Source organism: Gemmatimonadota bacterium (assembly GCA_030747075.1).
Taxonomy (GTDB): domain Bacteria; phylum ARS69; class ARS69; order ARS69; family ARS69; genus ARS69.
The window spans coordinates 23,562-48,985 of sequence record JASLLL010000018.1 but is presented as its reverse complement, the minus strand read 5'-3'; the positions used below and the strand labels follow the sequence as shown (position 1 = coordinate 48,985).

19 protein-coding genes are annotated in these 25,424 nt (G+C 65.3%); 9 read left to right on the top strand and 10 right to left on the bottom strand.

Annotation, left to right across the window (positions count from 1 at the left end):
• Both QF819_07275 and QF819_07270 read right to left on the bottom strand, forming a co-directional pair.
• The coding region (locus tag QF819_07275) for a hypothetical protein (protein MDP6802961.1) at positions 1-792 on the bottom strand (792 nt) is incomplete at its 3' end.
• 404 nt (positions 793-1,196) lie between these two features.
• On the bottom strand, positions 1,197-3,488 hold the full coding sequence (locus tag QF819_07270) for a DUF5916 domain-containing protein (protein ID MDP6802960.1): 2,292 nt from the start codon (positions 3,486-3,488) through the stop codon (positions 1,197-1,199).
• A 220-nt stretch (positions 3,489-3,708) separates the two neighbouring features.
• On the opposite strand from QF819_07270, the gene QF819_07265 reads away from it, so the two are divergent.
• Together QF819_07265 and QF819_07260 are read left to right on the top strand one after the other, a co-directional pair.
• A complete protein-coding gene (locus QF819_07265) occupies positions 3,709-6,675 on the top strand; it encodes a FlgD immunoglobulin-like domain containing protein (GenBank protein ID MDP6802959.1) in 2,967 nt (988 codons plus the stop codon).
• Positions 6,676-6,928: 253 nt separating this feature from the next.
• The gene (locus QF819_07260) at positions 6,929-7,666 is read left to right on the top strand and encodes a hypothetical protein (GenBank protein ID MDP6802958.1); all 738 of its coding nucleotides are present in this window, start codon (positions 6,929-6,931) and stop codon (positions 7,664-7,666) included.
• A 54-nt stretch (positions 7,667-7,720) separates the two neighbouring features.
• On the opposite strand, the gene QF819_07255 is transcribed toward QF819_07260, so the two are convergent.
• The gene (locus QF819_07255) at positions 7,721-8,116 is read right to left on the bottom strand and encodes a hypothetical protein (protein MDP6802957.1); all 396 of its coding nucleotides are present in this window, start codon (positions 8,114-8,116) and stop codon (positions 7,721-7,723) included.
• A gap of 206 nt (positions 8,117-8,322) precedes the next feature.
• Between QF819_07255 and QF819_07250 the strand changes: the two genes are divergently transcribed.
• The 3 genes from QF819_07250 to QF819_07240 all read left to right on the top strand — a co-directional run bounded on the left by QF819_07250 (position 8,323) and on the right by QF819_07240 (position 13,531).
• Positions 8,323-9,558: an argininosuccinate synthase gene (locus tag QF819_07250; protein MDP6802956.1), complete on the top strand. Its 1,236-nt coding sequence runs from the start codon at positions 8,323-8,325 to the stop codon at positions 9,556-9,558.
• Entirely contained in the window at positions 9,555-10,937 is a 1,383-nt protein-coding gene (argH, locus tag QF819_07245) for an argininosuccinate lyase (protein ID MDP6802955.1), read from the top strand. The genes QF819_07250 and argH overlap by 4 nt, the downstream gene beginning before the upstream one ends.
• 308 nt (positions 10,938-11,245) lie before the next feature.
• Complete coding sequence (locus QF819_07240; GenBank protein MDP6802954.1) at positions 11,246-13,531, top strand: aconitate hydratase; 2,286 nt, start codon at positions 11,246-11,248, stop codon at positions 13,529-13,531.
• A 103-nt stretch (positions 13,532-13,634) separates the two neighbouring features.
• Here QF819_07240 and QF819_07235 read toward each other — a convergent pair whose 3' ends face one another.
• Together QF819_07235 and QF819_07230 are read right to left on the bottom strand one after the other, a co-directional pair.
• Positions 13,635-14,729, bottom strand: a complete 1,095-nt coding sequence (locus tag QF819_07235; protein ID MDP6802953.1) for a hypothetical protein — start codon at positions 14,727-14,729, stop codon at positions 13,635-13,637.
• Between the two features lie 269 nt (positions 14,730-14,998).
• Entirely contained in the window at positions 14,999-15,688 is a 690-nt protein-coding gene (locus QF819_07230; GenBank protein MDP6802952.1) for a MerR family transcriptional regulator, read from the bottom strand.
• 332 nt (positions 15,689-16,020) lie between these two features.
• Between QF819_07230 and QF819_07225 the strand changes: the two genes are divergently transcribed.
• From QF819_07225 to QF819_07210, 4 genes are all read left to right on the top strand, one after another.
• Positions 16,021-17,409, top strand: coding sequence for a tetratricopeptide repeat protein (locus QF819_07225; protein MDP6802951.1), 1,389 nt, complete (start codon positions 16,021-16,023; stop codon positions 17,407-17,409).
• A gap of 334 nt (positions 17,410-17,743) precedes the next feature.
• Entirely contained in the window at positions 17,744-18,892 is a 1,149-nt protein-coding gene (locus tag QF819_07220; GenBank protein MDP6802950.1) for a citrate synthase, read from the top strand.
• 89 nt (positions 18,893-18,981) lie between these two features.
• Positions 18,982-20,313, top strand: coding sequence for an ATP cone domain-containing protein (locus QF819_07215; GenBank protein MDP6802949.1), 1,332 nt, complete (start codon positions 18,982-18,984; stop codon positions 20,311-20,313).
• Positions 20,314-20,336: 23 nt separating this feature from the next.
• Complete coding sequence (locus tag QF819_07210) at positions 20,337-21,272, top strand: hypothetical protein (GenBank protein MDP6802948.1); 936 nt, start codon at positions 20,337-20,339, stop codon at positions 21,270-21,272.
• On the opposite strand, the gene QF819_07205 is transcribed toward QF819_07210, so the two are convergent.
• From QF819_07205 to larB, 5 genes are read right to left on the bottom strand one after another with little or no spacing between them, the layout of a single operon-like run.
• On the bottom strand, positions 21,273-21,734 hold the full coding sequence (locus QF819_07205; GenBank protein MDP6802947.1) for a YaiI/YqxD family protein: 462 nt from the start codon (positions 21,732-21,734) through the stop codon (positions 21,273-21,275).
• Positions 21,735-22,562, bottom strand: coding sequence for an ABC transporter ATP-binding protein (locus tag QF819_07200; GenBank protein MDP6802946.1), 828 nt, complete (start codon positions 22,560-22,562; stop codon positions 21,735-21,737).
• Positions 22,559-23,440: an ABC transporter ATP-binding protein gene (locus QF819_07195; GenBank protein MDP6802945.1), complete on the bottom strand. Its 882-nt coding sequence runs from the start codon at positions 23,438-23,440 to the stop codon at positions 22,559-22,561. Before QF819_07195 ends, QF819_07200 begins: the two co-directional genes overlap by 4 nt.
• Positions 23,410-24,657: a nickel pincer cofactor biosynthesis protein LarC gene (gene larC / locus QF819_07190; GenBank protein ID MDP6802944.1), complete on the bottom strand. Its 1,248-nt coding sequence runs from the start codon at positions 24,655-24,657 to the stop codon at positions 23,410-23,412. Before larC ends, QF819_07195 begins: the two co-directional genes overlap by 31 nt.
• Positions 24,654-25,418 (bottom strand): nickel pincer cofactor biosynthesis protein LarB, encoded by a 765-nt coding sequence (larB, locus tag QF819_07185; GenBank protein MDP6802943.1) that lies wholly within the window; start codon positions 25,416-25,418, stop codon positions 24,654-24,656. Before larB ends, larC begins: the two co-directional genes overlap by 4 nt.
• Between the last annotated feature and the right edge of the window lie 6 nt (positions 25,419-25,424).

The window sequence follows — 25,424 nt, the reverse complement described above, 5'->3', positions numbered from 1 at the left end:
CTCATCCAGGGCTCCCGTGCGCGCGCAGATGCGCGACAGGACAACCAGTGAACCGGCAACATAGGACTCTCCGTTGAGAGCCCTGTTCTTTCTAAGCGTTCTCTCGACATTCTGACGAGCCCGACCCAGCCATCCGAGGTACAGTTGGACGACACTCAGGCTGAGCAGGTCTCTGCATGCTTGCAACTCGGATCCGCTCTCTTTGAGGAGCGTGATTGACCGTTCTATGCGCTCCGCCGCGGATTCCAAGTGTCCCGATATCTTCTCGGCCCCCCCCAACGCGGACAGTGTCGAAGCTTCTTCCAGAATGGAACCGCTGCGCCGGGCTGTGATGAGCGATTCCCGAAGCAGTTCATCCGCTTGTTCGAGGTGTCCCATGCGGCGCTCGGCAAACGACATCCACCTGAGGACGCGAGCAAGCTCCGCGTGCTCAGCGGTGGGAGCCAGCGCCACACGTGCGGACTCACACCACCGCAGACACTCCTCGTATTCTCCCAGAAAGAACCGCACCCAACCCGAGAGTGCACGCACTCGCGCGGATGTCAGGACGGACACGCCGTCGATCTCCTCCAGTGTAGAGTCCAGGACCGTGCAGGCGTTCTCAAGGTCGGATGTCTCGAGGAGAGACTTCGCCAGCTTCCAGGAGATCCGGGCACGCTGCTCTCGATCTTCGCGGCCTGTGCCCTCAAGCTCCAACCGAAACCTCTCACTCGCCTGCGAGTACTCTCCCGCAGCGAGATGAGCATCCCCCGAAGAGAGAACCTTCGCAGCAGAACTCACCGAGCTTGCCATGGCAACCTCTCTACACCACGAGACCCGGAGGCGGGAGGAGAACCGCCTTCACGCGTCGCGGGAATCGCACTGTCCTCGTTCGACCACCTAATAAAACAAACCCCCACGCCGGGACTTGCAGCGAAGGGGGCACTTTCTTTCGTGGGGCGACGGGTCAACATCCGACTTGCATTCATCTCGGGCCTCGGTTTCGGATCCCGCCTAGCCCCCAATATGATATCGGCAACTATATCTCCTCATATGACTTTGTTGCAATGATAAAGAAGCGGTGTTGGCGTTTGGTTGTGTCGCGGCCGACAGGGCTGGCGGCGAAGCCGGAGGTTCCGGGGTGACCGGGAGGGAGTTGCCTGTAAGTAAGAATGTCGCCGCACTCAGCAAGGCGCGGCCCCACCCAATGCTCCCTGCTAGGGCGTCCAGGCGTACCCGAGCTTCACGAAGAAAGTCCGGTCCGTCCGCGCGAGGTCCGTGCGGAGATCCCCATGCGCGTTGTCGTCGTACCCGAGAAACAGCACCGTTCTCGGATTCACCTTGTACGAGAAGAGGAGTTGCGTGAAGACCTCCAGTTCGCGTTCCTCGGTATCCGGATCTTCGTGGTTGGCCGGGTTTCGCGTGACATGGCGAAAGTGCACAATCCCGCGGACAAACGCCCGTCGGCTGAAGTTTCCGACAAGTCGCGTCTCCAGGAAGTTCGCCGTGTAGAGCTTTTCTCCGTCAGCGTCCAGTTCCTCGTGCGTCAGGTCCGCCAGAAGGTGGACGCGGTCGGTGATGTCCCACTCCACGCGCGGACCGCCGCCGAAGCGCGTGGCGGGGCGGCCGTGTTCATAATCGATCGCGCCTCCCCCTCGAAGGCCTCCGCCGATGAAGAGATCACCAGTCGGCCGAAACCCACCATGCGTTCGCAGGAAGTTCATGTCGTAGGCTCTTCCGTCATACCACTCCCGGTCATCGCTCACGCCCGCCCACAGCCATGTGTTCTTCGTGGCCTGCAGGTTCACTTCCAGGCCCACCCCCCGATCCGTAAGGCGACCGGAGATGTCCGTCACGCGATCCACCTCCACACCCACGCCGAACTCCGTCCACCATCGCCCGGGTTCGGCGATCCACTTCCGCCACACTCCCGTCTCATACTCCAGCATGTCCACCTGCGGAACGAAACCGAGGTCGGCGCGAAACCGCGCGTCCCTTCGGACAATCTCGCTCCACGCGGACCAGTTCCGGCTGTCGTGCAGGAGCTTGGCGGTGACGGCCGATCCCCGGAACGCACCGACCGGCTGGCCCTGCTCTTCGGCCATCTCCGCCGGGTAGCGCGTCTCCGACCCCAGGAACTGCCAGCGCAGAGAGGTGGACTCCTCAAGCCGAAAGAGCCCGTCCGCCCCTGCCAGCAGAGAGCGATACGCTCCCGCATCGCGGGCGGTCAGCAGCACTCCCGCCGTCGATCGCGTGCCCACATCGCGCCGGATCCTCAGGGCGCCGTCGGTCACACCTCCCTCCAGCATCGCGAACCCGCTCCCCTGGTTCGACGGAAACAGCACGCCCGTCAGTTCGTCCCGGGCAACGAATCCGCCAAATGCCGTGGCGCCTGACTTGCCGCTGAGCTTCACGCCCCACGCCGGATCCGCCACCATGCGCGTGTGGACCGCTCGCTCCGGCGTCTCGAAAAGGTCCGCGCCCTCCATGAAGAAGGGGCGCTTCTCCCCGTAGAAAACCGCAAAGCGGCGGTTGATGTCGAAAGCCAGTTCGTCCGCTTCCACCTGCGAGAAATCCGGATTGATCGCGGCGTTCGCGCTCACCCCCGGGGTGATCCCCCACCGAACCGAAAGTCCTGCTTCGCCGCGTGACGGACCGTCTTCCCACGCGACTCCCGTGCGTTCGTCGGACCGGTTGGCGGTCCATGTGGGTGTCAGTTCGAGATTCCGCCCGTGCGAAATCCCCGCAAAGCCCGTCACCTGGTGGATCTGGCAAAGGACGCACCCGTTGTCCCGGTCGAAGGGCACGGTCGCCATCTGGTGGCGAATGTCGCGCGGCCATGAGCGCAATCCGGCCACGCCCCAGGTCATCGCTTCTCTGTCTTGTCCCTTCGGAAACCGGATTTCGCGGAAGGGGATTGCCATTTCCACGCGATAGCCGTCTTCGGTGATCCGCGCCTCGCACTCCCAGATGGCGTCCCAGGTCAGGTCCTCCATCCGTTCGCCCACTTCGTTTCTTGCGATGTCCATCTGTACACCCGCCGCCGTCACAACGAAGGTGTACCCGCGCCGCCCGCCGTTGAAGGGATCCAGCATGATGCCCACATAGTCGTCGGCGCCGGGAGTGTCCCGATCCGCAAGGTGCGCGCGGATGGCCGACGGATCGGGATCGAGCGCGACAAAGGCGGCGTAGAGTCGGTCGCGGTCGTGCGTGACGCGAAGTTCGGTCCGGACCGGCGCGGGGATGTTCTCTCCCGGCATGACTTCCCAGTCGAGCGGCAGTGTGAGGGCGCCGTTCCACCCGGGGTCGGAAAGATCGCCGTCGATCGTGATGGGACCGGCGGCCGCCCGGATGGCATGCGGCGGCACGGCGGGTTCCGGGGCAGCGGCCCCGCTCAGCAGGAGAACCGTGAGGCAGGACCATCCCAGCGTCTGGAGAAACACGCGCGGCGAGACACGGCAAGGCGGCACGGCAAACAACGGAGGAGTGTCCCGGCGAACAACCTGCATGAAAGCCTCCGGAATGCGAAGCGGACAGTCCGACCGGGAGAATACGACGCGATCGCGAGTATGTTCCCTGAAAACCGAGAAAACCGCCAACCCTCCCGAGTTCCGGAACGGGACACACTGCGGAACCGGGGTTCCTTCTCCGCCCGTTTTCCTGTAGAATGGTCGCCTGTTCATGCCTCATGCTTCCTCCCCCCGCTGTCCAACTTCCTGGAGATTCTCCATGCACGCTTGCGCCCGGTCTGTGATCCTCGGGGTGGTGGTGATCGCCCTGTCCGCTTCCGTTTCGGGAGCGCTGGTCGATGATCCCGCCCTCCACGACTTTGAGTTCCCGCTGGTCTATGACTCCTCCGAACCTGTCCGCACCACAGTCAAGTTCGAGCAATCCGGCTTCGCGCGGGGTTCCGCGCTTCCCGGGGACTGGTTCGTTCAGGAAGGGCCGCGCACGGGCCACCTTCATGCCGCCTACGGCGGGGATCTCTTCCTCACGGATGACATCGCCGATGCAGACCAGGCTACGGCGCTCGCACGGGACTTCCTCGTTTCGCAGGAAGAACTGCTCGGGACGAACCCGGGCAACATGGAATTCCGCAATGTCCTGGAGTTCAAGGGCCGGTACGCGGTCCACTTCCGTCAGATCCACCACGGCGTTCCTGTCTACCGGGGCGACGCGTGGGTTGTGATTACAGACGAAGGCAAGGTCGCCGCGTTCGGGTCCGACTTTTTCCCGGAACGCCACGCCATCCCGATGCACCCCACCATGAATGAGTCAGACGCCATCGCCGCTGCCGCGCAGTCCATCGGTGCGGTACCGCGCACGGACCGGCCGATTGACGCGTCACTCTCGTATGTCCCGGCTCCGTCGGGCGAGCTTCTGGAACTTACGCTGGCGTATCGCGTCGCGTTCGAAGCCGAGGCGCCGTTCGGTCGCTGGCTGACATGGGTCGACGCGCGCAGTGGCGCGGTGCTCGGCCGCACCAATGAGTACCATGCGGTGAATGTCGTCGGGACCGTTGCCAGCGAAGTGGAGGACTACGGCTACTGCGACGGCGTCACAACCGACCAGCTCGCCCATGTTGCCGTCAGCGTTTCCGGGGGCGGCACCGGCAACACCGACGAGAACGGCAACTTCGACATCTCCCACGCCGGCTCCGCCGATGTGACGGTGGATGCCTATCTCAACGGGCCTTACATCAATGTGAACCGATACAGTGGCCTGGGCGCCGATGCCCACTGGACCGGCACGGCCACGCCCGGAACGCCGCTCCAGATCGGGTTCAACTCCAGCAACGCACGCCGCGACGAGATGGACTCCTTCTTCCACGGCAACCGGGTCCACGATTTCATGAAGGGCGTCGATCCGTCCTTCACATCACTGGACTATTCCATGACCACCATCGTCGGGCGGAGCGACGGATACTGCCCCGGCAACGCGTGGTGGGACGGTTCGGGAATGAACTACTGCGACGAGGGCTCCGGATACGGAAACACGGGGCAGATGGGAAATGTCGTCTACCATGAGTACGGACACGGCGTGTCGCAGGAGTGGTACATCGACAACGGGTCCTCCCTGTCCAGCGGTGACATGCACGAGGGGAACTCGGACATTCTCGGCGCTTTTGTAAACCGTGAGTCGATCGTCGGGTTGGGGTTCTATCTGGGCAACTGCACCAGCGGAATCCGCAACTCGGACAACACGCTGCAGTGGCCCGGCGACAACAACGGCGGGCATTACGGCGGGCAGATCATCGCCGGGTTCTTCTGGGACAGCTGGCAGTCCATGCTCGCGATGTATTCGCAGGCCGATGCCGACACGGCCGCCTGGGACGCGTGGCACTACGGCCGGGGAATGGGCACACCCCACGCCCAGGACGATCAGGTTCTGTGGACCTTCATCGCCGATGACGATGACGGCGACCTCAACAACGGGACGCCGAACCATTCGCACTTCTGTCTCGGTGCCACAAACCACGGTTTCACCTGCCCGGAAATCCTGACGGGTGTGATCATTCTCCACAGCGCGCTGCCGACCATGGAGGCCGGTGGTGCCCCTGTGTCTCCGGATGTGACCGCCGTGATCACCTCTTCCTCGTCCACTGTGGATCCGTTGTCGCTTCGCGTGTCCTACAGCCTGAACGGCGCGCCGCTGGTGGAAGTACCCATGACCGCCACGGGAAACCCGGACGAGTACTCCGCGCCGCTCCCGACGATGGGCGGTACCGCGGAGGTTGAGTACTTCATCTACGCCGCCGACATGGCGGGGAACGAGCGGACGGATCCCTCGACGGCCCCGTCCACCATGCACGCGTTCGATGTGGTTCATCTGTACGATGACCTGGAGAGCGGGTCGGGCGGATGGACGGTCGGCCTTGCGTCCGACGGCGCGACCACCGGTCAGTGGGAACTGGCCGACCCGATCGGCACTCAGGCACAGCCGGAAGATGACTCCACTCCCGCTCCGGGGACGATGGCGTTCATTACCGGGCAGTGCTCCGGGTCGAACTGCTGGTCCGGTTGTTCGCTGGGCTGCAACGACATCGACAACGGCGAGACGACACTCCTGACCCCCATCTACGATCTTGCCGGCGCCTCGAATGTGAAGGTGAAGTATGACGCGTGGTACTCGAACAACACCGGCGCCACGCCGAGTACTGACTACTGGGTGGTCGATGTCTCCAACGACGGCGGATCCTCGTGGACGAATATCGTGAACACCAATGTGACCAACGCCTCGTGGACCTCGTATTCGATCGACATCGACGCCTTGTTCGGGACGCCGGACCAGGTTCAGGTTCGCTTCGTCGGAAGCGATCTCGGTTCCGGGTCGCTCGTGGAGGCGGCTGTTGACGAACTTCGCATCCTGGCGGACTACGGCGCGACCGACGCAGACGAAGTCGTCAGCGCGGCAGCCCCGGCATTCTCGCTGTCGCAGAATCGGCCGAACCCTCTGAACGGGACCACACGGATCGACTTCTCGGTTCCTGGCGCGATGGGCGTGGACCTGACGGTCTACAATGTGTCCGGGCAGACCGTGAAGCGTCTGGCGATCGGAAACCGCGATGCCGGCGCGTACCGTGTGGAATGGGACGGGCGCGACGCGGCCGGAACGAAGGTCGCCGCGGGTGTCTACTTCTATCGACTGACCGCCGGGGAGAAGGTCCTCACCCGGAAGATGACCGTCACGCGTTAGACGCGCTGACGGACCCGCTGCAGGACGGGGGGGGCACACTCCCCCCCCGCCGCTTCGGTCCGCGCCCCGGGAACCATCACCGCGCGTTTCCGGCCCCGCGCCGCCCTCAGGCCTGTGATATTTGAACCCGCTTGCAATTCATTGCTATCCTGAGGCGGTTGCTCGTGGATCCGCCATCGGCGACCTTCTGAAGTGCCTCCGAAGGGATGGCCCACATGATGAAGCACGCGACCCTGCTCTGACTGCCGGACTGTTGCTGGCATTCCCGGCGCTTGCCCTGGACTACGATCAGGATGTGACTCCCGATGTGATCTTCGGGGCGGGCAACACGAATGGCGCCTTCACCGTGGATGTTCAGTCGTATGTTGACTACAGCATCGAGCTTGGTCTGCGCGCCAAGCTTCGCTTCGATGCCAACAACGATCCGCAGAATGTCTACAACAGCAACGGCAACGGCACTTACAGCTTCCCCGCCGGGGCCGCGCCGGGAGGGTTTTCCTGGCAGCCGAACTCACCCACGACGCCTGTCTGGAACTTCGAGTTCGCTGTGAATGTCAACCAGACGAGTCTCGGCATCATGACGCTCGACGACTTCACCTACGAACTGGGGCTCGACCTGGACGCAGATCTGGCAGCTTCACTCTATCTGTCGTTCGACCCCATCACGCCGACGCTGGGGATGCCGTACTTCGACCACTCCATCGGCGACAACACAACGGACGAGACAAACGACCTGGTCGCGGGAGATGCCGTCACCTACGCGTCTTATCTGGCTGCGTATCCGGTGGCTCAGAACTCATGGAACTACGAGTTCTTCAACGAAGCCCCATTCGACGGATTCGATCCGGCCGATGATGGCGTCTACCAGATTTACCTGAAGGCGTTCCACGGCGGCGCCGTCGTGGCGCACACGGAGATCTCCGTGCTGGTCGGCGGCCCCGTAGGGACCGAGTCGACCAGTTGGGGAAGGGTCAAGTCGCTGTTCCGTTGATCGGGACCGCCACGGATGCGGTGAGGAACGCGCCCCACCGCATCCGGTTCTGACTCATTCCCGCACCATGCTTCCGACGATCCACCCGGCGATGCCCGTCTGGACCATCGTTCCCACGAACCATGTGAGCGCCATCGTGTACGGAATCGGCATGACCGAATACGACCCGTACGCCATGGACGCGCCGGTACCCAGACCGAACCAGAGGCCATAGCGCAATCCCGGACCGGGTCCCTTTTCCTTGAAGAACTTCGCGTAGACGGCCACAAACGCCAGTGCCGTGATCAGCGTGACAAGATACATGAGGCCCATCTTCATCTCGGCCTGGGGGCGCCACAGTTCCGGTTGGGCGGCATACTGCTCGGCAAGAAGCACATTGTGAATCACGAGGTCGAGCGCGGACCAGACAACAAGAAGAACGAGAACGGCAAGCAGAGCCTTCTTCGACATGGAGACAACCTCCCCGAGGATGAAGGACGGTCCCGGCCCCGGAGCGGGGCCAAGCACTTCCCGGATACCACGGGACCGGCCGAGCGTAAACCTGCGATGTGGTGAGAAAACCTGCATGGCCTGTCGTCTTTCGGCATACCATGTGGCCCGATCATCCCGCTTCCACATCACCGGTTCCTGTTCCATCCACCGACACCGGAGGGACCATGCCCACCTTCGTGCTTGCGTATTCGGGAGGACTCGATACTTCCTGCATCCTCGCCTGGCTTCGGGAGAAGCACGGAGCGGATGTCGTCACCGTCACGGCGGATCTCGGCCAGCGTGCGGAACTCGTCGGCCTCCGAGAGAAAGCCGCAGCTTCAGGAGCCGTCTCCGTCCGCGTCGAAGACCTGCGCGGAGAGTTCGTGGGTGACTTCCTCTGGCCGAGTCTGCGCGTCGGTGCGCTCTATCAGGAAGTCTATCCGCTCGCCACCGCACTCGGGCGCCCGCTCATCGCGAAGCGGTTGGTGGAGATCGCACGCGAAGTCGGTGCGGACGCGGTCGTCCACGGTTGCACGGGCAAGGGAAACGATCAGGTGCGACTGGAGATCGGCGTGCAGTCGCTGGCGCCCGAGTTGCAGTGCATCGCGCCACTCCGCGAGTGGGAACTGACCACGCGTGAGCAGGAGATCGCATGGGCGACCGAACGCGGCATTCCAGTCGGCGCGACCAAGGACTCGCCGTACTCCATCGACGAGAACCTGTGGGGTTCCGCCATCGAAGCGGGTGCGCTGGAGGATCCGTGGGCCGCGCCGCCGTCCGATTGCTGGATTCTGACGACCGACCCTCGCGAAGCCCCGGACGCACCGGAAGAAGTCACCATCGGCTTTGAATCGGGAACACCCGTCTCTCTCGACGGGGACATCCTGGACGGGGTCACTCTCATCGACCGGCTCAACACGCAGGCCGGCGACCATGGCGTCGGGCGGTTGGACATGATCGAAGATCGACTCGTCGGTATCAAATCGCGCGAGGTCTATGAAGCTCCCGCCGCCGTCACGCTTCATACCGCGCGCACCGCGCTGGAGCAGCTTACGCTCGATCGCGAAACCCGGCGGGTGAAGGGGTTGCTTGCGGCGGAGTTCGCACGACTCGTCTACGACGGACTGTGGTACACGCCGCTTCGCGAATCGATCCAGTCGTTTGCGGACTCCGCCTGCCACACCGTCACGGGAGAAGTCCGCATGTCGCTCTATCGGGGGTCCGCCACGCCCACCGGGCGCTCCTCCCCGCACGCGCTCTATGACCACTCGCTCGCCACCTACGGGGAAGGCGACGCCTTCGGCCATGCGTCCGCACCGGGGTTCATCGACCTCTTCGGACTGGGCGCGCGCACGGCGGCGCAGGTTCGGCACGGCGCGGACCCGCACTCTCTTCCCTCGGCAAGGGAGTCAACGCCATGACGAAACTCTGGGGCGGACGCTTTACGAAGGAGATGGCTCCGGAGTTTCTTGAGTTCTCCGAATCGCTTCGAGTCGATTGCCGCCTTGCGGCCGAGGACATCTGCGGAAGTCTCGCGCATGCAACGGCCCTTCGCAGCGCGGAAGTACTGTCGGAAGAGGACTTCAACGCGCTGGAGTCCGCGATGGAAACCATCGCGCGGGAGATTCGCGACGGTGTGTTCCCTCCGCCGTCGGAGAGCGCCGTGCACGAGGACATCCACTCCGCCGTCGAGGCGCGCCTCGTCGAACTCTGCGGCGAACCCGGACGCCGCCTTCACGCGGGGCGCAGTCGAAACGACCAGGTTGTCACCGACACGCTCCTGTGGCTCCGGGGGGCTTCTCGGGATGTGCGCGCGGCACTCCGCGAACTCCAGTCAACACTGGTTGCGCTGGCCGAGACGAATCAGCACCTTGTCATCCCCGCGTACACACATCTTCAGCGTGCGCAACCCGTGCTTCTTGCGCACCACCTTCTTGCGCACTTCGAGGCGCTGGACCGTGATGTCGCCCGCTTCGAAGACGCCGCCCGACGCGCCGACCGCTGTCCGCTGGGTGCCGCCGCCTGCGCGGGATCGACGATCCCGATCGATCGGGAGCGCACCGCGCAAACCCTGGGGTTCGCGCGCGTCGCGGAGAACAGCCTCGACGCCATCTCCAGCCGCGACTGGGCGCTTGAGTTCGTCTCTGGGTGCGCCATTGCCGCGGGACACCTTTCGAGAATCGCGGAGGAGATCGTCCTGTGGTCGTCTCGTGAGTTTTCGTTGATCTCACTTCCCGATGAATGGTGCACCGGATCCTCCATGATGCCGCAGAAGCGAAACCCCGACATCGCGGAACTCGTGCGTGGAAAGACCGCGCGGGTCCACGGCGCGCTGGTCACGCTGCACTCGCTGGTGAAGGGATTGCCGCTGGCCTACAACCGCGACCTCCAGGAGGACAAGGAACCGCTCTTTGACGCGGCGGACACCACGCGCACCTGCGCAAAGATGCTCGCTGCGGCGATGGCCGACGCACGCTTCACGGAACCGCCCGCCACCGCACTCGACATGGCGTGCGCGACCGACCTTGCGGAGGAACTCGTGCGACGCGGTGTCCCCTTCCGCGAAGCCCACGAGCGCATCGGGCAACTCGTTCGTGCGCTGGAGGAAGACGGACGCGCGCTCGACGGCGCCACCGACACCGAACTCCTGGACGCGGGACTCGCCGGCCTCGACCGCGCGCTTCTCACTGCCCGCGGAAGCATCGAGGCGAAACGAACGCTTGGGTCCACTTCGCCCGCGGAAGTCCAGCGGGCACTCACCCGGGCAAAGAGGCGTTTGGAGGCTGCACAGACGGACTGATGCCGCCCGCTTTCGTCGCGCCGGGCAACAGCGGGTGGGGCTTCGGGGGCTACCGGACCCGCATCTTCGCGAACCCGGCGTCGGCGGAGAACGGAAGGGCCGATAGAATCGCGCCCGTCATCGCGGCGACAAGTCGGGACAACATGGTTTCCCTCCGCTGGGCGGGTTACTTCCGGGCAGACTTGTATGACAGCATCCGGGGGGCCAGTTTTGAGCACCTTGCACGGAAGCCCTCCCGGGGGGTAGATTGGCCCCGAAAAGCGCCCTTTCAAAGATACGCGTCTGACCCCCAAGCTGCAGGAGTTCCCATGAGCGCCAAGAGTCACCCTGAAGACTTCGCCGCCATTGCCCGCGCTCACTACGAGTCGATCGGAAGCCGCCTCGATGCGGTCCGCGAACGCCTCGATCGCCCCCTCACCTATGCGGAGAAGGCGCTCTTCTCCCACCTCGACAACCCGCGCGAACAGGACCTTGCGCGCGGGAGCAGTTTCCTCCTCCTTCGACCGGACCGCGTTGCGTTGCAGGACGCGACCGCTCAGATGGCGCTCCTTCAGTTCATGATGACCGGGCGGCCGACGGTCGCTGTCCCCTCCACCGTTCACTGCGATCACCTGATTCGCGCGGAGACCGGATCGGGCGAAGACACCCTGCGCGCCGTCGACGAAAATCGTGAGGTCTACGACTTCCTCGCCGCGGTCGCCAACCGACATGGGCTGGGGTTCTGGAAGCCGGGGGCGGGGATCATCCACCAGGTTGTGCTGGAGAACTACGCATTCCCGGGCGGCCTCATGATCGGGACGGACTCGCACACGCCGAACGCGGGGGGGCTTGGGATGATCGCCTGTGGAGTGGGCGGTGCGGACGCGGTCGATGTCATGGCCGGGCTACCGTGGGAGGTGCTGAATCCGAAACTCGTCGGGGTGCGCCTTGTGGGAGAACTCTCCGGCTGGACCGCGCCGAAGGATGTCATCCTGAAGCTCGCGGGCATGCTCACGGTCAAGGGTGGGACAAACCGGATCGTGGAGTACTTCGGGCCGGGTGCCGCCAGACTGAGCTGCACCGGGAAGGCCACCATCACGAACATGGGCGCGGAGATCGGCGCGACCACCTCCACCTTCCCGTTCGACGAGAAGATGGCGGCCTATCTGGAAGCGACCGACCGCGCAAGCGTCGCCGCGCTCGCGCGAGAGCACGCCGAGCACCTTTGCGCGGACCCGGAGGTGGAAGCGAACGCTGCCGACTACTTCGACGAAGTGGTGGAGATCGACCTCTCCTCGCTCGAGCCACATGTCGTGGGGCCGCACACGCCGGATCATGCGCGGCCGATCTCGGAACTGGCGGCGGAGGCCGCGCGCGAGGGATACCCGACCAATCTCACGGCCGCACTCATCGGAAGCTGCACGAACTCGTCCTACGAGGATATGGGGCGCTCGGCCCACATCGCGCGGCAGGCGGCCGAACGCGGAGTGAAGACGCGCGCCGCGTTCCTGGTGACGCCCGGATCGGAGCGCGTGTACGGCACCATCGCCCGCGACGGACAGCTGGCGGACCTGGAGGCCATGGGCGGGATGGTTCTCGCGAACGCCTGCGGGCCATGCATCGGACAGTGGAATCGCACGGACCTCCCGAGAGGCACAGCGAACTCCATCATGACCTCCTACAACCGGAACTTCCGCAAGCGGAACGACGGCAGCCCGGACACCTGCGCGTTCATCGCGAGCCCGGAGATCGTGACGGCCATGGCGCTCTCGGGCGACCTGGCCTTCAACCCGCTGACCGACGAACTGGAGGATGCGGAAGGCACGCGCTTCTGTCTTGCGCCGCCCGAAGGTGACGAACTTCCCGCGGACGGCTTCGCCTCGGGGGATGCGGGCTATGCGGCCCCGAACCCGGACCGCGCACCGGAGGTGAAGGTAGACCCGCAGAGCGAGCGGCTTCAGCTTCTCACGCCATTTGAGAAGTGGGACGGCGACGACATGGAGCGGTTCCCGCTTCTCCTCAAGGCAAAGGGAAAGTGCACCACCGATCACATCTCCCCGGCGGGGCCGTGGCTTCGCTACCGGGGGCACCTGGATCGCATTTCGGACAACATGTTCCAGGGAGCGGTGAACGCCTTTACGGGAGAGACGGGGCACGGCGGCAATGCGGAGACCGGCGCGGCGGGAGCCACTTTCGCGGAGATCGCACGCGACTACCGGGATCGTGGTCTGCGGTGGGTCGTCGTCGGAGATGACAACTACGGCGAAGGCTCCAGTCGCGAACACGCCGCCATGTCTCCGCGACTGCTCGGTGCGGCCGCCGTTGTCGTGAAAAGCTTCGCCCGCATTCACGAAACGAACCTCAAGAAACAAGGCGTGCTGCCGCTGACCTTCGTGGACCCCGCGGACTATGACCTTGTGCGGGAGGGCGACCGCGTTTCGGTGACCGCACTCGCCACGCTCGCGCCCGGGTCCGCGCATACGGTTGTCTTCCACCATGCGGACGGCTCGGAAGACCGCGCGGAAACGGCCCACACGCTGAACGAGGAGCAGATCACATGGTTCCGGGCCGGTTCCGCGCTGAACCAGTTGCGGGCCGCGGGGCGCGCGACCTGACGATCCCCGACGCGGGGGCGCGCGCCGGAATGGGGTCGGCGCGCTCCCTGCCCACGAGCCGTTGCCGGCTCGTGGGCCATCCCGTTCTCAATCCGGCCCGGATTCACATACCGGGACCGTCTCTCCTGGCACCGGTCGGACAGAGATCCCGAGACGGGAACTCGTCGGCCTGATGGATATCCGGAAACGGGTACTCCCCGGGCTCCTTGCGGCCTACCGGCTTTCCCGCTCGTCTGCTGTCTCGCGGGAAGACGCTCCCCTGGATCAGGATTCCGTCCCATACCAGCGCCGAGGCGACAAAACGCGGCCCCTCCCAGCGCGCATCCTCTCCCAGACCGATGGGCGGCATCACCGAAGGCACCTCCCCGCACGGTGCCAGCAGGAATCCGCGTGCGTGCTCCAATGGAGGCGGAGAGTCGTTGGAGCCCAGCACTCCGGCGGCCGCATAGCTCCGGAGGAGCTGACTCCGAAATGCCGCGAAGACCTCCGGCGACTCAAACAGGTCCGCGCCCACAATCCGGCTCCCCACCGCGACCACCACCCCCCGTGTACTGTCGCTCAACACGATCCCGTCGAGGATTTCCTCCACGCTCCGGCGCACATTCGGATCACGGTCCACCGCGCCCAGATCCCCCGTCGATGACCGCACGCCGCGCTCCAGAGAGTACTCTCTCACCTGGCGCCAGACCTCGCCCTGATCGGCGCCGAACTTCTCGATCACGGGCGCCTGCCGCCACTCCTCGGCGAATCGGCGGCGGTGGATCTCCTCGGACTTCGCGCGGCGAAGATCCGGCGGCTCGAAGCCCTCGACGCGAAAGTGCCGGGCACCGCCCCATCGACCCTGCTCGACACAAGTGACCGGGATGTCCGTGACCCCCGGGGGGGCGAGCACCGTGGTATTGACCGACCGGTTCTGCTTCGCACCGGCGAGGCCCTCACCCTGCATGGCCAGCACCGGGAGTTTTCCCTGGTTCTCAATGCGCACCACCGGGACCGACCCCAATCCACCAACCTCCGTAACGCGGACCTGGCCCCGCTCCACCGCTTCCTTCAGCAGCAGATATCGGTCCGGAGCCCCGAACGGCCGCCCCGGAATCTGAAACACGGCGAGAGGGGCACTGACAACAGGGGGCGTGACATCGAGAGCGGGCCATGAGATCGGGGGCGCAGCCTTGGTTTCGAACTGATTCGGCGTCATGTGTCTCCCTACTTCCTGCGCGTTCACGCGCGGGCGGAGGAGAGCCACCATTGACATCCCACCCGGGCCATGGCTAGGCTTGTGGGGTGAGAGGTGACCCCCCGGGTTTCCTGGGGTGCTTTGACGCGGCTCCTGGTCTGCCAACCGATGCCGCGATCACCTTCTCCATAGGCGGGGTCCTTACGGGCCCCGTCGTCTTTTCCGGCGAAACCCGCTTCGCTTTGCGAATCCCGCCGTCACTTCGCCCCGACACCACGCCGGGTAAGCCTCTATTCTGTCGGCCCCTCCTCCTCTTCCGGGGCGAAAGCCCCCTCGTCCTCCTCCGCGAACAACTCACGAACCTGCTTCACCAGTTCATTCAGCTTTCGACGAAACGGGCCTCCCCCGCCCGTTCGATAGTGAATCTCCAGATCCGGAGTCACCTGAAGCCGTCTCCATGCCTCCGCGTTCTCCGCATGAAGCCCCCGCACCACCGCCCCCGGATCCGCATCCTGGCCGGGCTCGAACGGCAGGCACAGAGCGTCGTGAGCCATCAAATCCAGCTCGGATCGATCCGCCCGGAGCCTCCTCAGGTCGCTGTCCCGACGGGTCCGTCGAAGCGGCATATTCGCCGTGTGTTTCGCCAGCCGCCACAGAAGCGCCTGCGAGGGAGATTCCCTGCTTCCCCGCGGGGGCGGCAATCTCAGTTCCTCCAGAAGCACCGCCATCTCCTCCGGTTCCTTCCCCTGTAAGATCTCCCGGATTCCCTCGAGGCGGAGCCTCGCGCCCTTCAGGACCGCAATGAGCCGAAGCCTCAGCAGGTGTCCGTCGCCGTAGGTGGCGCTCGGCCCGGCTCCTTCCGCGGGGAGCAGGAGATCCCGGGATATGTAGTAGTGGATGGTCCGGCGAGACACGCCCGACCGCTCCTCAAGTTCCGAGATGGTGTAGCGAATGTCCGGATCGTAGCTGGGGTCCACCATTTCGATCTTCTCCCGCAAAGTACCAAACGCAACCCGAAAAGAATTCCGCCCGGAGTGGGGCCGGTTCGGCGCCGGTATAACTGGTTGCCACGACACCCGTTCCACCGCCCCCACGAACCACCCACCGTACAGTTGTAGTGTCAACATACCCGTGTTCATCGGTACCGTCAAGACCCCGGGCGGGACTTTCTTGCAAATCATCCACCATGGGTGAGAGTGAAGTCGTATGCCGACGCCGCGGGCGAGACCCTCAGACCGCCTTCCCGCTGCCTCTCGCGCGGATCTCTGCTAGGATGCCCCGTGACGCACACTGTGCTCCCCGGGAGATCGCCATGTCCTTCCTTGACCGCTTTCCTCACCGACGGGCTGTCCCGTCCTCCCTTCGCCCCCGCCTGGGGGCCGCATTTGATGCGGACGACGAAGTCGCCATCAGCCGTATGCTCGACGAAAACCGCGCAGGCGGGAAGGCCCTCATCCTCGAACTGAAGGACGAGATCGCCACGCTGGAGGAGGGTTCCCCGGGACGGGAAGAAGCGCGGCGGTTGATGATGAACCTCGTGGTGATCTACACGGAGAAGTTCTGCGACCCGGAACCCCTGGCCTGGTTTCGCAAGGAGGGGGTGCGGCTGGAGTTGGACATCGCCCGGGTCCGACTGGGCGACGCTCAGGAGCACTACAACGCGGAGGATCCTCAGAGCGCGCTGACTCTGGCGTTCCGTGGGCTCAATGTTCTCCTGAATGCCCAGGAGACGCCGGAGGTCTTTGCCCTGCGCAGCGGGCTCCTTCTGGTGGCGGTCGGTGTCGCCATGACGCAGGAGAACTACGGACAGGCTCGACAGGCGATGGAGGCAAGCCTGGAGGCCGCCAGAAAAGGGGAAGACGGCAGGGTTCTCGCCGACGCGCTTCTTGCGTCTGTGGATCTGGCGAATCTGGGGAATGCCCACGCCGACGCCACTGCGTTGCTCGACGAAGTTTGCGAGGTCTGTCAGAATCAGGAACCCCACAGGGACCGCCTCATCGGGCATCTGGTGAGACGCGGGGTGGACCTCCTGCTTCGGGAAGACCTTGCCGGATCGCGGGACTCCCTCACAAGGGCGATCGACCTGCGCCCGGAGTGGCCCTTCGGGTGGTATCAGCGCGCATGGACGCGTTTTCTCCAGGAGGACGACGAAGGAGCGCTGGCGGACTACCGGGAGTGCGCGGCGAGGCAGGCGGTGTTCTTCACCGTACAGCGGGAGATCCGATGCCTGCAGGAAGTCGCTGACGGGGACCTCCCCGCAGAGGTGTATCGCGCCTTCTGTGCGCTGCGCGAGCAGTCCACCTCCAAGCCGGATGCGGTTCTCCGCGCCACGAAGAAGATGCTCTCGGTCGCCCCGGCCTTTGCGCCCGCGCAACTCCTCTTCGCGGAGGCCCAACTCGCGTCGGGAGATCCGGAGAGCGGACGCGAGGCGACCGCCGCCACGCTGCGGATGGACCCGGACCCGGATACCGCTGCGGCCGCGCTCTTCATGGAGTGGAACCTCGCGCGCGGCCTGAAGGATGCACCCGCGCAGCAGGCCGCGGCCGATCGCCTCGCGTCCGCTTATCCCCGCCACCCGCAGACCGCGCTCATCGAGGCCGCCCGAAAGACGCCGGGAGAGGACATCCTGTTTCGGTGGACCTATGGCCTGGATGGCTCGCTCCGGATCGACTCCGGGAAGCCGACCGGGCACGCGCAGTAGCCCGCATCGCGCACGATGTTGTATGTATATATGCGCATTTCCGCATCTCTCTACTTCCCGACGCAGACATGACCGGTCTTCGAGGTTCCTCCCCTCTTTCCGGCCGGACCGTGCGGAATCCGCCGTCCGCCCCTTGACGAAAGGGGGGGGTGCGCGGGAGATTGGACAAAGTGGCGTCGACTCGCTCCCTGCTCCAACGCGGTCTCCGGAGGATTCGGCAGGCAGGAGTCCCGGCGTCGCCCGATCACACACGCAGCAGGCCAACGGCCCGGTCGGCGAGGAGATCCCCTCCGCCCGGTCGCGCCTTCGGCCGGCTCCACGGGAGGTCAGCAAAGTGTCACAGGCCACGTCTCCGACGACTTTTGTCCCCGGACTCGCAGGGGTCATCGCCGCCCAGTCCCATGTGGGGTTCGTGGACGGCGAGAACGGAATCCTGGAATACCGCGGAATCCGCATCGAGAATCTCGCGGAGCACAGCACCTTTGAAGAGACCTGCTTTCTTCTCCTCTACGGCAAGCTCCCCACCCGGACGGAACTGACGGAGTTCGAAGACTCGCTGTGCTCTTATAGAACCGTGGCTCCGCAGCTTCTCGAAATGATCCGCGCCTTCCCCCGCGACATGCACCCCATGTGCGCGCTCCAGACTGCGGTCGCCGCGATGGGCCTCTATCACCCACGCACCGGAGCGGTGGATGCGGCCCAACGCGACATTTCCGCGCGACGCATCATTGCCCAGGCGCCGACGCTTCTGGCCGCCATCGCGCGCAGAATGAAGGGGCTCGGGGCCGTTGCCCCGCGCGAGGACCTGAGCCACGCCGCCAACTTCCTCTACATGCTGAACGCGGAAGAACCGGCGGAGGTTGCCGCGCACGCGCTGGATGTCGCGCTCATCCTTCACGCGGAACACACGCAGAACGCATCCACCTTCACCTGCCGGGTGGTCAGTTCCTCGCTGGCAGATCCGTACGCGGCGGTCTCTGCCGGGCTCGGCTCGTTGGGTGGGCCGCTTCACGGCGGAGCCAACGAGCGCGTTCTCGATATGCTGGACGAGATCGGAGAACCCGAGAACGCGCGCGCATGGCTGGAGGACGCCATCGCCACGAAGAAGAAGATCATGGGGCTCGGACACCGTGTCTACAAGGTGAAGGACCCCCGCGCATACTCGCTGCAGAAACTCGCGACGCGCGTCTTTGAGGAACTTGGCTCCACGAAGCTCTACGACATCGCATCCGAGGTCGAAGCCGCGGCCGCCGAGAAGCTGGGACCCAAGGGAATCTATCCGAATGTGGATTTCTTCTCCGGCACCGTCTATCTGAAGATGGGGTTCGAGACGGTCCTGTTCACGCCGATTTTCGGGGTTGCCCGGGTCGCGGGATATCTGGCGCACTACTGTGAGCAGATGCAGGACAATCGCATCTTCCGCCCGCGCCAGGACTTCCTGGGTGAGCACGATGTCGCGTATACTCCGATGGCCGACCGCTAGCGCGCGGCGGACCCAAAGCGTCCGGTCCGGGGAGACTGCCGTCTCCCCGGGCTTCTCCATCACGCCTCTCCCCGTCCCCCGAGGAAACCGTGCCGGTTCAGGAAGTGCTCAAACGCGACGGCCGTTCCGTTCCCTTCGATGCGGAGCGCGTCACGCTCGCCATCTACAAGGCTGCCGCGGCGCAGGGCGGGCATGATCGTGCCCTCTCGGAGAGTCTGTCCGCGAAGGTGGTCGCACTGCTGGGGAAGGCCTATCCGGCGGATCAGCCTCCGACCGTGGAGGAGATTCAGGATGTCGTGGAGAGGGTACTGATCCACAGCGGGCACGCCCGAACCGCCAAGGCGTACATTCTCTACAGGCATGACCGCGAGCGCGTCCGGAGATGGAGTGAGTCTTCCCGGATCGAACCCATTCCGTACCGGACGATGTGGGAGCAACTCGACTGGAATGTGGAGCGAGGCTGCCACACGGTCGCGGGCCTGAATGAGATCGTCCGTAATGGAAAGCTCCCCGCGCTGATTCAGGAATCTGAAGCGCGCTACGAGTCCATCCTCGACGGCGCGGCGCGGGCCGTGGTTTCGCGCAGGGAGAACCTGCGGTTTGTGATCGTCGCGGGACCGAGTTCATCCGGCAAGACAACCACCATGCACAAGTTGTCCGAGAGGCTGGAAGCGGAGGGACTCCATGTCATTCCAATGTCGCTCGACAACTACTTCTTCAATCTCGAATGCCACCCTCAGGACGAGTTCGGAGACCATGACTTCGAAACGCCTGAAGCCATGGACTTGGCGCTCATCAATGAACACCTTGCCAGCCTGGATCAGGGGCGCGGCATCGACATGCCGAACTATGACTTCAAGACCGGCCTTCGCCTTCCGGAAACCACGCGTTTCAACCCCGGGCCGGACACGGTCATTCTGCTCGACACTCTTCACGGCCTGTATGGCGGACTCACTGCGTCTGTCCCGGATGAACACAAGTTCCGCCTCTATATCGAGACGATCAGCCAGCTCAAAGGCGAGGACGGCCGGTATGTTCGCTGGACCGACATCCGCCTCCTCCGGCGCATGCTCCGCGACTCCCGCCATCGGGGCTACTCCACGGAAGAGACTATTCTGCACTGGCACTTCGTTCGCCGAAGTGAACTGAAGCACATCATCCCGCACCAGGGTTCCGTGGACTATGTGGTCAACGGGTCGCTGCCGTATGAACTTCTCTATCTCAAGAAGTACCTCTTCGATCAGTTCCCGCCGTTCCTGGAGAAGTGGCGAGGCGACGATGCCCGAACCGACGCCGTGATCCGGGCAGAGAGAACTCATGCGCTGCTCGACTCGCTGGAAAATGTCGACGACGAGTCCATCGTTCCCGACTCGTCCATCCTCCGCGAGTTCATCGGGGGCAGCCGGTACAGCGTCCATTGACTCCGCAGGCGCCCGCGCAAACGGTGGTTCGCGCAACCGAGTGGTTGCTCACCGACCCGGGTCGGCTGGATCGCACGGTGACGGCTCTCCCGCCACCCGCGCCCGGAGAAGTACTGGTCGCCTCTCGCCTGGGCGCCATCAGTCCGGGTTCGGAGCGCGCCGCACTGCACGGCTCCTCCGGCGCAGGCCGATACCCAAGGCAACCGGGCTCCCTCAATGTCGTGGTGATCATGGAGGCGCAAGACGGAACGCTCGTCGGTGAGCGGGGAATCGCCACGCTCGGGCATCGGGACTTTTCGCTTCTGCCGTACCATCGCTTCCTGCGCATCCCCCCGGGCGTCCCGGACGAAGTCGCGCTGCTCGGCGTGCTCGCCGCGGATGCGCGCCATGCCGTCGACACGGCGGACCCCCGACCGGGCGAAGAGTGCCTCGTGCTCGGTGGTGGAATCCTCGGCGCGCTGACCGCATGGGAGGCCGTACTGCATACCCGTGGCCCGGTGCGCATTGTGGAGCGCCGCGCCGACCGCCGCGCACTCCTTGCCGGGATCCGGTGGCCCGGCGAGGTCGCCGTGGTCGAAGACACGGGCCGCGGAGAGGTCCAGTCCGCGTTCGACTGCGCAGGGTCGGCATCCGGCTTTCGATCGCTTCAAGGTGCCGTGCAAAGTGGGGGATCGATCGTCATCGCGGCGGACCGATCGCATGAAGAGTATGTGTTGAGCCGCGACTTTTTCGCGAAGGGGTTGTTTCTGGGCAAGTCGGGTTCGCATCCGCAGTTGGGCGCATTTCTCGCGGAGTACTTCGCCAGAGGTGCCGACCTCGGCGGACTGCCGGAGGCCGCTTTCGCGGACGACTGCCCCTTCAGCGAGTTTCCGCACTCCTACCTGACCGCACTCCTCGGCCCGCCGGGCGCAGGCCTTCTGCAGCGTGTGGTCTACCCGCCGCCGAGACGGATCGGCTAGTCACGAACTCTCCGCCTCCCGGCGAATGGCGCGGATCATCTCGTCCAGTTTGTGCAGAAACGAAGAGCGGTCGCGCTTCTGAAACGGCGGCGGACCCTCCGAAGCGATCCCCATCTCACGCAGTTGGGACAAGAGTTCACGGCTGGCGAGCGCTTCACCGATGGAGTCGGTGGTGAACGGCCGCCCCTTCGGTCCGACAACACGCGCCCCCTTCTCCAGGCAGCGCGCCGCCAGTGGAATGTCCGCCGTCACGACAATGTCCCGGTTCCCCGCGTGCTCCGCGATCCAGTCATCTGCGGCGTCAAGTTCATTGCCGACCACCACGAGGTCCACGCCCGGGTCGTGTGGAATGCGCATCCACGAGTTCGCGACGACGGTGACCGGCGTCTCCAGCCTGCGCGCCACGCGGTAGATTTCGTCCTTCACCGGGCAGGCGTCCGCATCCACCAGGATTCGCACCACTCAGACCTCGTTTCTTCGCTGCGCCAGCCAGGCCGCGGCCACCAACTCGGGATTCGGCGGGACCGCGTCCTTCAACACGCCGCGCCCCACAAGCCCCGCAACCAGTTCCGCGAGTTCCCCACCCCATGCGGCCGGATCCTCGCGCCACTGGGGCGGCAGCCCGGCCGGGAGATCCGCGGGCGCCCCTTCCCACGCAATGCAACCGCCATCCAGAACCAGAATGCGCGAACACTCGTCCGCAAGGAAGGAGAGATCGTGCGAGATGATGCCGACCGCGCGGTCATCCGCAGTCAGCCGCGCAATGACCTCGCGCAGGGAGCGAACGCCTTCCGCGTCCAGGCCGACCGTCGGTTCGTCGAAGAGAACCACCGGCGGATCGCAGACCAACACCCCGGCGATGGCTGCCCGGCGCGCCTCGCCGCCGGAAAGGGTATGCGGCGCCCGCGCTCCGTACCGATCGGGGTCCAGCCCCACCGCCACCAGCGCAGTACGCGCAAGGTCCACCGCCCGCGGTTCCGCGACTCCGGCATTCCTCGCGCCGAAAGCCACATCCTCCAGCACCGTCTCCCCGAAGAACGCGCGCTCGGGATCCTGGAATACAAGGCCCACGCCGCAGGCCTCCCCCGGGCGCATCACCTCTCCCGAGTCCGGCTCCAGGAGCCCCGCCAGAATCAGCGCCAGCGTCGTCTTCCCGGCTCCCGAGCAACCCACCAGCCCCACCGACTCCCCACCACACATCTCCAGATCCACTCCGCGAAGAACCTCCCTCGCTCCGGGGAGCGCGCGGTCAGCGACCCACCGAACCCCCACGGCCTTCAATACCGTCACGCCACACCCATTCCTTCCAGCACTTCCGCCACCTCGGTCCACCGGGAATCCAGAAGCCTCCCCGGAACTTCCCCTGTGGCACCCAGCCGCCGTCTCAGACGATGAAGGGGCGACCAGAGAATGCCGAAACGCTCCGCGTCCGGTTCGTCCAGAATCCCCCGTGAGGGTCCATCCCGGAGAATCACCCCCTCGCCGATCCCCACAATACGGTCCGCCTCCAGAAGTTCTTCCGAGCGGTGCGTCACATGAACCACCGTCACGCCCGTTTCCTCTCGCGCCCGGGCAATCGCCGCCCGGAAGTCTCGCCGCCCGGCGGGGTCCAGCCGGGCCGTCGGTTCGTCCAGAAGGAGGAGATCCGGCATCGTCACCAGAACCGACGCCAGCGCTAATCGCTGCTTCTCGCCCTCGCTCAGGAGATGCGGGGCCGCCTTCCTGCGCTCACCCAGTCCGGCCCAGTGCGCATATTCCGCGACCCGGGACGCCATCTCCTCCGGCGGGACCCCGCGATTCTCCAGCGCAAAGGCCAGATCCTGCTCCACCGTGCTTCCGACGATCTGATCATCCGGCGACTGGAAAACGATCCCGATGGAATCTCGAACTGCGGGCGGGGGGGAGGTGTACAGATTCGCCCTGGCGCATATCACGGCTCCGGCGGCCGGGGGGCGCAGTCCCGCCATCGTCTGAAGAAGCAACGACTTGCCCGTTCCATTCGGCCCGACAAGACCTACATATTCGCCACCGGCAATATGTAGGTCCACGCCGTCCAGCACGACGCGCCCCGACTGAGCGTGTGCACCCCCTCCAACGCCTTCCCGCCCCGCTTCGACCCGGAGCGACGACAGCGTGATCACCCATTCGCTCCGGCGGGGGGGGTCCATTCGGTTTCCTGAATGAGGTTTTCCACCTCCCGGAAGACCTCCAGAAGCGGCATTCCCGTCTGGTCGGAAATGGCACGGCACGACTCATACTCCGGCGTCACTCGAAGCTCACCGCCCGGAAGGCTTCCCAGCTTGATGCGGATGGGTCCCCATGGCGAAGACAGCTCCCGGGACTCCCGGACGAGCTTCCAGCGCGGGAGGACGCTGCGGCGGATTCCGAAGGTGGAGGTTTCGCGAAAAATGCGACGCGCAAGGTCCTCCGCCTTTTCCGGTGGGCAGGCCACCGTGAGAAGGTGCCCGGGACGGCCCTTCTTCATGAGAACGGGGGTCAGGTACGCGTCCAGAGCACCGTGCGCAAGCAGGTTCTCCAGCACGGAAGGGAGTGCCTCGGGCGACATGTCGTCCAGATTGGTGGAGAGGAGAACGACCGTGTCCTCCTCCAGCGTGGCATCGGGGGAGGGAAGCGAGTCCACCGCACCCCGGGTACCGAGCGTCACGCGAAGGACATTCGGGTGACCCTCGATCTCCCGGGTGCCGCAGCCCGTTCCCACCGCATCCGGCAGAAACACCCCCGGCTCTGCGGGCCGGCCCAGCGTGGTCAGAATGGCCGCGCCGGTGGGGGTCAGGATCTCGCCGCGAATCCCTGTCCGAAGGATGGGGATCCCGCGTGTCAGTTCCGCCACCGCGGGAACGGGGACCGCAAGCGTGCCGTGTTCGCATTCGGTGGCGCCCGTGCCCACGCCCAGCGGCGAATGGGTGACTTCGCGCACGCCGAGGAAGTGCAGCGCCAGCGCCACCCCCGCGATATCTACGATCGCGTCCACCGCGCCAACTTCGTGAAAGTGCACTTGTGTCGCCGAGATCCCGTGAACGCACCCCTCCGCGGTGGCAAGCCGACGGAACACCTCGGCAGCCGCTTCTTCCGCTTCGCCGGGAAGATCCCCCGCACGCAGAATGCGAATGATGTCGTCCAGGTGCCGCCGGGGCGGGTCGGGTGGGGTGGCCACGGAAACCCGCAACCCGCGAATCCCCCCGCGGCGATCCTCGGCCACCGCCAGTTCCACGCCGTCTACGGGAAGCGTGGCCAGTGCGGCGCGGATCTTGTCCAGCGGGGCGCCCGCATCCAGAAGTGCCGCCAGGATCATGTCGCCCGCGGCCCCGGTGGACGCGTCGAAGTGGGCGACGCGCCCGGCGGCCGGAGGCCCGCTCCCGGTCACTTCGCCCGCTCCTTCGCAAGCCGCCGACACACGAGTGACGCCGCGTAGCCGCCGCCGAAGCCGTTGTCGATGTTCACAACGGTGACGCCCGCCGCGCAACTGTTCAGCATGGCCAGAAGTGCCGCCACCCCGCCGAAACTGGCTCCGTAGCCGGTAGAGGTGGGGACGGCAATCACCGGCACATCCGAGAGTCCACCCACCACGCTTGCAAGCGCTCCCTCCATTCCGGCGACCACGACAATGGCATCCGCGCCCCGAAGGCGCTCCCCCTGACCCAGCAGGCGGTGGATTCCCGCCACGCCGACATCCTGCAGGCGATCCACTTCGTTTCCGAATGCCGCAGCGGTCACCACCGCCTCTTCCGCCACGGGCAAGTCCGCCGTTCCCGCCGATACCACAACAATCCGCCCGGGTGCTTTCGGATTCGGCGCACCGCCCCACAGCAGGGTCCGCGCGGTGTCGTTCCAGTCTCCACCGGCGTGCGCATCCAGCAGTGCGCGCGCGACCTCTTCCGACGCCCGGGTCACCAGCGCGCCCGACTCCCGCCCAAGCAGGCTCCCGACGATCCCCACCACTTGCGCGGTCGTCTTCCCTTCGGCCAGCACGACCTCCGGAAAGCCGCGCCGCAACACACGGTGGTGGTCCACGGTGGCGTAGCCCAGATCCTCGAACGCGAGGTTTCGGATGCGGTCCACGCCTTCCTCGACGGGGACTTCGCCCGACTTTACCGATGCCAGAAGTGCGCGAAGCGTCTCATTCATGCCGGG

Excerpts from the sequence above, each read along its gene's own strand:
- QF819_07270 (MDP6802960.1), bottom strand. The coding sequence starts at position 3,488 with ATGCAGGTTGTTCGCCGGGACACTCCTCCGTTGTTTGCCGTGCCGCCT.
- QF819_07265 (MDP6802959.1), top strand. The coding sequence starts at position 3,709 with ATGCACGCTTGCGCCCGGTCTGTGATCCTCGGGGTGGTGGTGATCGCC.
- QF819_07255 (MDP6802957.1), bottom strand. The coding sequence starts at position 8,116 with ATGTCGAAGAAGGCTCTGCTTGCCGTTCTCGTTCTTCTTGTTGTCTGG.
- QF819_07250 (MDP6802956.1), top strand. The coding sequence starts at position 8,323 with ATGCCCACCTTCGTGCTTGCGTATTCGGGAGGACTCGATACTTCCTGC.
- argH (MDP6802955.1), top strand. The coding sequence starts at position 9,555 with ATGACGAAACTCTGGGGCGGACGCTTTACGAAGGAGATGGCTCCGGAG.
- QF819_07240 (MDP6802954.1), top strand. The coding sequence starts at position 11,246 with ATGAGCGCCAAGAGTCACCCTGAAGACTTCGCCGCCATTGCCCGCGCT.
- QF819_07235 (MDP6802953.1), bottom strand. The coding sequence starts at position 14,729 with ATGACGCCGAATCAGTTCGAAACCAAGGCTGCGCCCCCGATCTCATGG.
- QF819_07230 (MDP6802952.1), bottom strand. The coding sequence starts at position 15,688 with ATGGTGGACCCCAGCTACGATCCGGACATTCGCTACACCATCTCGGAA.
- QF819_07225 (MDP6802951.1), top strand. The coding sequence starts at position 16,021 with ATGTCCTTCCTTGACCGCTTTCCTCACCGACGGGCTGTCCCGTCCTCC.
- QF819_07195 (MDP6802945.1), bottom strand. The coding sequence starts at position 23,440 with ATGGACCCCCCCCGCCGGAGCGAATGGGTGATCACGCTGTCGTCGCTC.
- larB (MDP6802943.1), bottom strand. The coding sequence starts at position 25,418 with ATGAATGAGACGCTTCGCGCACTTCTGGCATCGGTAAAGTCGGGCGAA.